Here is a 7,947-nt window from a genome sequence, read left to right as displayed (position 1 = left end):
TGTTGAAAAACTTAAGTATACATTCTACTTCTGCCATCCTTTTTCCCCCTAAAATCAGAATAACTGTTCCAAATTTTTCTAACCTAATTTACAAACGACACGGTTTCGATTACTATCTTTATGTGGAGACAACTACCGATAGGAGGGATAACATGTTTCACAATCTTTGCGTATTTTGTGGATCTAGCTTTGGAAATGACCCAAGCTACATAGAAGAAGTACATACGTTTGGCAAAACGCTTGTTCAGGAGAAAATTAACCTTGTTTACGGTGGCGGGAACAACGGACTAATGGGAGAATTAGCACGCTATGTATTAGAACGAAATGGTGAAGTCGTTGGCGTGATCCCTAAAAAAATACATGAAAACGTTGAACATCTAGAGCTAACAGAGTTAATCATTGTCGAGGATATGCACGAGCGAAAAGCAAAAATGTATGAACGAGCAGATGGATTTATTGCTCTACCTGGAGGCATAGGTACCATTGAGGAATTAGCTGAATCGTTAACGTGGCAGCAAATAGGCTATCACGAGAAGCCAATCGGCATCTTAAATTCGAATGGGTTTTACGATCCATTGCTAACATTACTAAAGCATATGGCAGAACAAGGTTTTCTTAAAGAGAACTTCTTAGAAAACCTCATTATTTCTGATGATGCACAAACGTTATTACAAGCTATGAAACAATTCAAACCAATTTCCGTAAACAAATGGAGTTAAAAAAAGGCTGTTCTGGTCAGTTCAATGGGTGAAGTAGAGAGCCGTGACATGTTTGTTCCACTTCATACGAAGACATTCCACAAAGATTCATTATATAACAGCCTTATAAAAGAAAGGGTGATTAAAAAGTCTACAATTTGACTTTTTGAATCACCCTTTTTCATTAGTTCATATTAATGTCTTCAAGCAATGGTTCTTCTATTGGTGTTGCTCCATTGCGCGTTTCTTTTAGCTCAAAATATGCTTCAAGAGCTGATTTTGAGATTTCTTGTGCTATTCCTTGTCTACCTCCGTTGCTTCCAAGTTTCACATCAGGTACGACAACTGCAAAAGCAATTTCAGGATTATTAAATGGTGCGTATCCAACTAACGATTGCGTATTTCCATCAACAATTCGGCGGTTATCCCCTTGCCCAACAGCCACTTTAACCTGGGCGGTTCCTGTTTTTCCAGCTGGTTGATAAGAAGCATTCGCAAAGTTTCCTCTTGCCGTTCCTCGAGTCATAACATCCCGAAGCCCTTGTTGTACACGACTAATATGCGTATCGCTCATGTCAATTCGATTTAAAACAGTCGGTTCAAATTTTTTCACAACAGCCCCTTGCTCATCTGGGTCTGTCGCCGGTTCACGAATCTCTCGAACAAGACGCGGCTCCATCCGGTACCCATCATTTGCAATGGTCGCGATATACTGGGCTAACTGAAGTGTTGAATAGTTATCATATTGTCCAATCATTAAATCAAGAAGGTTTCCTCCACTTTCACTTCCACCGATTAAACCAGAAGAATAAGAGGGCAAATCAATTCCTGTTTCGGAACCTAGTCCGAATTGACTAAAACTATTGCGAACATCTTGGTATGCACGCTCAATGGTTCCGCCAGATCCCGTTGTCCAGCCACAACTTGCGTTAGGCGCACGATAGTAGCAATTCGCCATTCTCATTCCAATCTCAAACATATAAACGTTTGATGATTGTTCCAATGCACGACGGTCATCAATCCAGCCAAACCCACTCGTATTCCAAGATCTCTTAGGTGGTGTCATAGGTAAATAAATGGTCCGGTCATTAAAGCGAGTTCCCGGAGAAGCAACTCCAGCATGAAAACCCGTCAATACTGAAGCAGCCTTAACAGAAGACCCCATTTCAAACACTTTATGGACATTCCCACTATGGTCAGCAAACGAATCACGATTACGATCTCCCCGATCCCACCATCCTGCCATCGCTAAAATATCACCTGTTCGTGGATCCATTAAGACGGCATAAGCTGAACGGTCTGAAATAAAGGAATTACCGGACTTTCGAATCTCATCATCAAGGATCTTCTCTAACCTTTGCTGAAGCTCCATATCGAGAGTTAACACAAGGTCATTTCCCCGCTGTCCTAATCGTTCCTTTACTTCACGATCAATCGTCTGGGAACCTTCACGTCTCGTAATACTTTCCACAACAGCCTTTTGACCACGCAACACTTCCTCATACTGCTCCTCTAGAAAGCTTGTGCCAACAATATCCGAACGATCGTACCCTCTTGCTAAATAATAGTCAATTCTCTCACTAGGAATTAAACTAGTAGATCCGAAAAAAGCGTGAAACGAATCTCCATACGGATATGTACGACTAGAATCCCTTAATATATCAATCCCTGGCAAGCGATCTAGGTTCTCGCTTATAACATGGGCTTCCTCATCCGTAATACGCTGCTTTATACGTTGAGGTGAATTAGCATAGCCACGTGCCATCTCTCGAAAAATAGCAGCTACTTGCAGATCCCGATTAGAAAGAGATTCCACTTGTTCATCTGTAATACGTTCAATTTCCAGTTGGTACTCAGCCGATACTCCATCTAGTTCTTCTCTCTCTTCTCTCGTCACAAGTTCATACCGTTCTTCTTCTTCCATTTTCAACAACATATAGTCTCGCTTATCTCGATCCGTAACACGTTCCGTATCCATCTCAATTAACGGTTCAAGTTTTTCAGCAATCTCTAGCATCGTCTGGGAACTAGTTGTTCGCGAAGGATTTGTATAAGTAACAGACAGTTCTAAGTCGTTATCTACAACAACATGACCATACCGATCATACATAATCCCTCTCGGTGCATCAATTAACGTTGTGGCATTAACAGTAGAAGCCAAGTCACTGACAAACGTTTCCCCTTCCACTATTTGAATGAACCCCAATCGCAGAATCAAAGCAGAAAACATGAGAAAAACGACGAAAAAGAGAACATTTAAACGAAATGTGAAATGATTCCTTCTTTTCTTTTGTTTATCCTTTTTTTCATACTCACTCTCACCTTACCGCTACTTCACTTTTACGTTATAGCATTTGGAAATTTTTAATCATCTTAGGTTATATTAACATATTTACCTGGGAAAAATCAGGATTTAACGAATCAATTCATTAAAAGACACATAAAACCCATCTAGAGAGCTACTTGTTCACACTAGATGGGTTTACATCTTCGATCACCTGTTTAGAAAAAAGCGCAATGAACATTAAAATGAACTGAAAAAGAAGCGAAGCAACCCGCCTTTTTTTAGAACCAATGTGTAAGAGATTTAAACGCTCTAATAAAAAGTCAACGATCACACCGAAAGAAATGATCTTCATCTTTGATGTCCAATCCCTAAGTTTAATCGTTTTCGTAGCATATACAGAAAGAACAATTGAGTATAGTGGTCCAATGGAAAAATGTTCATACCATGAATGGACCTTTCCTAGCCCAAATTTCACTTTCCTTAAAACAGCTAGAAGAAAAAGAACATTAACTGACAAAACAACGATCATGTTAAAAAGAGAAACGGTTAAGACCCACGGAGTTCCTTTTTGGATATGTTTATACCAAAAGTCACTTAATATAAAATGAATGGGCATCGTGAAGCTTGTGTAAATAGGTTTCCACCAGTTTACACGATAAATGTTCAAGAAAATAAATAGTTTTTCTACACAATAAAAGTAAAAAATCACCAAAGCTCTTCCCCACCATTGGACCTTAAAGACGGTAAGAAATAAAGAGGTAAATGGAACATATACAGCCTGAGACAAAACAGCGCCCAAAATATTATCAAGCTTATCAATTTTTAAAATTTTAGGACTATACGAATATGCTTGAAAGAGGTTTAAAACAAAATATTCAAAATAATAAGCAAATGCAATATTAGACATTAAAGATATAAATTGAACTTTACGGTCTTTTCCTCTCATTAAAGTCATAATGAGCAAGGTAACATGAATGACACTTAAAACACCAAATGCGAAACGACTTCTATTTTTGTTGAACATGATTACAGCTCTTCCCTAAAATCAAAGTTTTGTTCATTATTTGTTTTTACAGAGAATAACATTCATTTTAAACCCTAGAACTATTCTCCAATTTTAAGAACACACCCTTTTCTCCATTTATTTGGAGTGAACCTCATTAGCAACTTAAGTAAGGGGCCTTCGAAAAAACCTTTACTGATTGGTGGATTGAAAACATAAAGAAAGCAAATCAATGAAGCGATCGTTACCTTCATGGTGCCAACTGGTTTTTTGAGGAAAAGATAACTAAACAAATACATCTTAAGATAAATACAAAACGACCAAATCAATGTCCAACCATGAGAAAACGTTATGGTCCTCGTTAGTTTAAAAAGTGCTTCAATTATTGAAGAAAGAACGACCCACTTAAAAAGATAAACTAAATAATGCTTTGTTCGACTCGGTACTCCAGATAAGTAAAGAAGGATCACATGTGGCATCACGAAGAAAATGTACAAAGCTCTGAGAGGCTTGACTTTGATAGAAGATGATTTGAATTCCCACAAGAGAAAATACTTAAAGAAGTAATAATATACGGAGTTAAAGAACATGACATATAAGATACTTGGTAAAAATGTTGGAAGGTTTTTATATGTATTCTTTCTCAAATTTAAATAAAAGACAAATAAAGATAAAATTATATGCATGCCTTTCCCTCATTTTCAAGTAGTGTACCTATATAATGAACAAATAAAAGAAAGATATGTAAAAAAACTGGAAAATGAACAAAAGGTCTTTAGTTCATTCTAAAAATCGATTTCGGATATGTGGTGCAGGAATCATACAACTCTCTCTTTTTCCAAACAACCGATAACGATTTTTAGCGAGTGTGTCATATAAAAAATTCGAAATAAACAACGGCAGAATACGAAAACAAGTAAAAGCCTTCCAAGGCCAGCTTAACTTTTCACAAATACGGAAAACAGCAGTGGCTTTCACATAATATTGTTTGCCATCAAGCAAAATTAAACTGTTTGTCTTTTCTGGAACACTATAGTTTTTCGCTAATTGCTTCCCAATATCACTTTGAAGAGAGGCAAACGAAAAAAAGGCATCCGGATCTCGGGTGATGATAAACTGGACACTTTTATCACAAAAATTGCAAGCTCCATCAAACAAAATGATCTGTTTCAACCTTGTTCACCTACTTTAATAAGATATTAATAGTATACTTCGTCTGAAGCCATCATCAAATAATTATTCATCAGAAACAGGAAAAAACCTAGGCTGAGGCTAGGTTTTGACTCTCTGTTTCTTTTGTTATACGCGTTTGTTCACCACAAAATTGTCTTCAATTAACAACCAATTTTGAGGGAAATCCCATCCTAATACCCAGTAATAAAAGCCTCTTAAACCAAGTTCCTTCACAAGATCAAATTTAGCTTGAATGCTTCTTGCATCCTCAAACCACACTTCATGTTCAAGACCATTTTCATCTACATACGTAAAAAATGGTGATTGAGCAACTGGATCATACTCGATCACTGCATTATACGTAGCCGCTAAACGAATGGCCTCTTGATGATCAATGGCTCGAGCTCTTGTCACTCCTTCCTCAAAAGGCAAAGTCCAATCATATCCGTACAAAGGAATCCCCATCATAATTTTGTCATTTGGCATAACGGAAGCGGCATACTCTATGACTCGCCTCACTTGACTAATCGGAGCAACGGCCATAGGAGGTCCACCTGTCCAACCCCATTCGTACGTCATTAAGAAAACAAAATCTGCTATTTCTCCGTGAGCTGCATAGTCATGCCCTTCATAAAGTACACCTGTCATACCTGGTTCAACCTGGGGAGCTAGCGCACTCGATAGAAAATAGCCTCTTTCATCAAGTCTAACTTTAGCTTTTCTCATGAGTTCATTATATGCTTCTCGATTCTGTGCACCTAAATATTCGAGATCAAAATCTAAACCAAGATATCCTTTTTCATCCATAATCGCAATGGCTTCATCTAGCAATCGGTTTTGGAGCTCTTCACTTTGTAAAACGGTCGTTACAAGTTCTGTACTAAAAGCGCCCTCTTCAAGGTTAGTAATAACCAAAAGAGGTACAACGTCATTCGCATAAGCTGTATTAATAATGGCCTGATCGTCAATTGGTGTTAAGGAACCATCTTCATTTAACTCGTAACTGAAGATTTGGACATACGTGATATATGGACCTACTTCATTCACATACTGTGGTGACTCTTCACCGGTTATTCCTAAGTCAACATAGGCTCCTACATCAACAGCAGGCTTCTGACGAACATCCGTTGGGATCAGCAACCTAAAGCCAGTCGGAATATGTTCAGGATATTCAAGCTGATTTACCTGTATGATTGCTTCTAAAGGTACATTGTACTGTCTACTAATGCTCCATAAACTTTCTCCTTGTTCGACCCAGTGAAACCTTCCTGGAACAGGAATCAACAGTGCCTGCCCTACGACCAATTGTTCTGGGTTTGGAAGTTGATTCGTATCAATAATGGACTGAAAAGGTACACCATAAGTTTGAGCTATGCTCCATAAGCTTTCTCCCGGGGAGACTACATGAATTTCCACAATCTCGTCCTCCTAATCTAGACATTTGTTCATAACAAACGTATTCAGTCTCGTTTATATTGGTGCCTGGACTAAGAATCAACAAAAAAAGCGGAACATCTTACGGTCAATGTTGACCATTAGACATTCCGCATTTAATTATGATAACAATCCAACTTGTTTCAATCCTTCTACAATTCCATCCTCATCAACAGAACGAGTAACAAACGATGCAGCAGCTTTTGCATCTGGATGAGCATTTCCCATCGCTACACTATTTTTTATTTGCGTAAGCATCTCAATATCGTTTAATCCATCTCCAAACGCATATTGATGTTGTTCACCGATATTAAGCGCACTTGTAATTTTTTCTATTCCAATCGCTTTCGAGCCACCAGCTGGGATCACATCAATCGATAATGGATGCCAGCGAACAAAATCAAACTCGCTAAACTGATTTTCATAAAGTTTTTCTTCTCCACTTTTCAAAAACAACAAAGACTGATAAATATCACGATTTTGATAATAAAGAGGATCATGTGTAACAACTTGCTCAATTTTTAGTGAATCCATGCTCTCAGTAATATAATCATGCTGGCTAACGTTTGCTTTCATATCTTCATGATCCATATAAACAACAGGATGGTCTTTTGTGACAGCCAATTCTGTTAGAGCTAGCAAAGCTCGTTGATCAAGAGGTTTTTTATAAATCTCTTCTCCGCGTAAAACAACATATTGTCCGTTATAGCTAACAAATGTGTCAATTCCAAGTTCCTTGCGGAGGTCCGCAAACATAAACGGAGCACGTCCTGTTGCAATGGCCACTTCATGCCCTAGTTCTTTTAAAGCAAAAACAGCCTCCCTAGCCGTTACAGGTAATTTCTTATCATGATCTAAAAGAGTTCCATCAATATCAAAAAAAACAATGCTTTTTTCTCCCAAAATTAACTCCTACCTTCCATTTTTTATATAAATTATTTTCGTAATGTTTATAGAAGAAAGATTATGTCCCATAGTGAAATGAAGCGAAAGTCACTCGACTTCTGTGGGAAATAGAGGCATTCACTTGAAAAGTGCCTAACTGCCGCAGGGGAATGACACTACGCTTTCCGCGGGTGCCCGTTGAGCCTCCTCAGCTGCGCCTGCGGTGTCTCACACGTGGGTCACTGCTCCCGCAGGAGTCTCCGTGTCATTCCCCTGCTAGGGTTGCTTTAACTTATCTTAAAAAAGGTATTAATTTAATCACTGCGCTAATTCTGTAAAGATTTAAAAGGGAATACCCACTCATTAATGAGTATTCCTCAAAGTGAAATGGAGTGGAAGCCACTCGACTCCTGCGGGAAATAGAGGTAAGGTCGAGACCCCGCAGGCGTAGCTGAGGAGGCTCGACA

The 7,947-nt window shown here is 38.5% G+C and carries 6 protein-coding genes; 1 reads left to right on the top strand and 5 read right to left on the bottom strand.

All coding sequences use genetic code 11. The features are described from left to right. Window positions 1-152 precede the first annotated feature (152 nt). The gene (locus tag JCM9140_RS20990; protein WP_034751297.1) at window positions 153-719 is read left to right on the top strand and encodes an LOG family protein; all 567 of its coding nucleotides are present in this window, start codon (window positions 153-155) and stop codon (window positions 717-719) included. A 163-nt stretch (window positions 720-882) separates the two neighbouring features. Here the strand turns inward: JCM9140_RS20990 and JCM9140_RS20985 are convergent, their stop codons facing one another. From JCM9140_RS20985 to JCM9140_RS20960, 5 genes are all read right to left on the bottom strand, one after another. After that, a complete protein-coding gene (locus JCM9140_RS20985) occupies window positions 883-2,886 on the bottom strand; it encodes a peptidoglycan D,D-transpeptidase FtsI family protein (RefSeq protein WP_235715431.1) in 2,004 nt (667 codons plus the stop codon). Window positions 2,887-3,157: 271 nt separating this feature from the next. Continuing rightward, the gene (locus JCM9140_RS20980) at window positions 3,158-4,009 is read right to left on the bottom strand and encodes a hypothetical protein (RefSeq protein ID WP_034751294.1); all 852 of its coding nucleotides are present in this window, start codon (window positions 4,007-4,009) and stop codon (window positions 3,158-3,160) included. A 759-nt stretch (window positions 4,010-4,768) separates the two neighbouring features. After that, the gene (locus JCM9140_RS20970) at window positions 4,769-5,161 is read right to left on the bottom strand and encodes a thiol-disulfide oxidoreductase DCC family protein (protein ID WP_034751287.1); all 393 of its coding nucleotides are present in this window, start codon (window positions 5,159-5,161) and stop codon (window positions 4,769-4,771) included. 126 nt (window positions 5,162-5,287) lie between these two features. Beyond that, a complete protein-coding gene (locus JCM9140_RS20965) occupies window positions 5,288-6,577 on the bottom strand; it encodes a glycoside hydrolase family 18 protein (RefSeq protein ID WP_034751284.1) in 1,290 nt (429 codons plus the stop codon). A 138-nt stretch (window positions 6,578-6,715) separates the two neighbouring features. Beyond that, entirely contained in the window at window positions 6,716-7,498 is a 783-nt protein-coding gene (locus JCM9140_RS20960; RefSeq protein ID WP_034751282.1) for a Cof-type HAD-IIB family hydrolase, read from the bottom strand. Window positions 7,499-7,947: the final 449 nt, after the last annotated feature.

The organism is Halalkalibacter wakoensis JCM 9140 (assembly GCF_000513095.1).
Classification (GTDB): Bacteria; Bacillota; Bacilli; order Bacillales; family Bacillaceae_D; genus Halalkalibacter; species Halalkalibacter wakoensis.
This window is presented reverse-complemented; position numbering and strand designations above follow the sequence as displayed.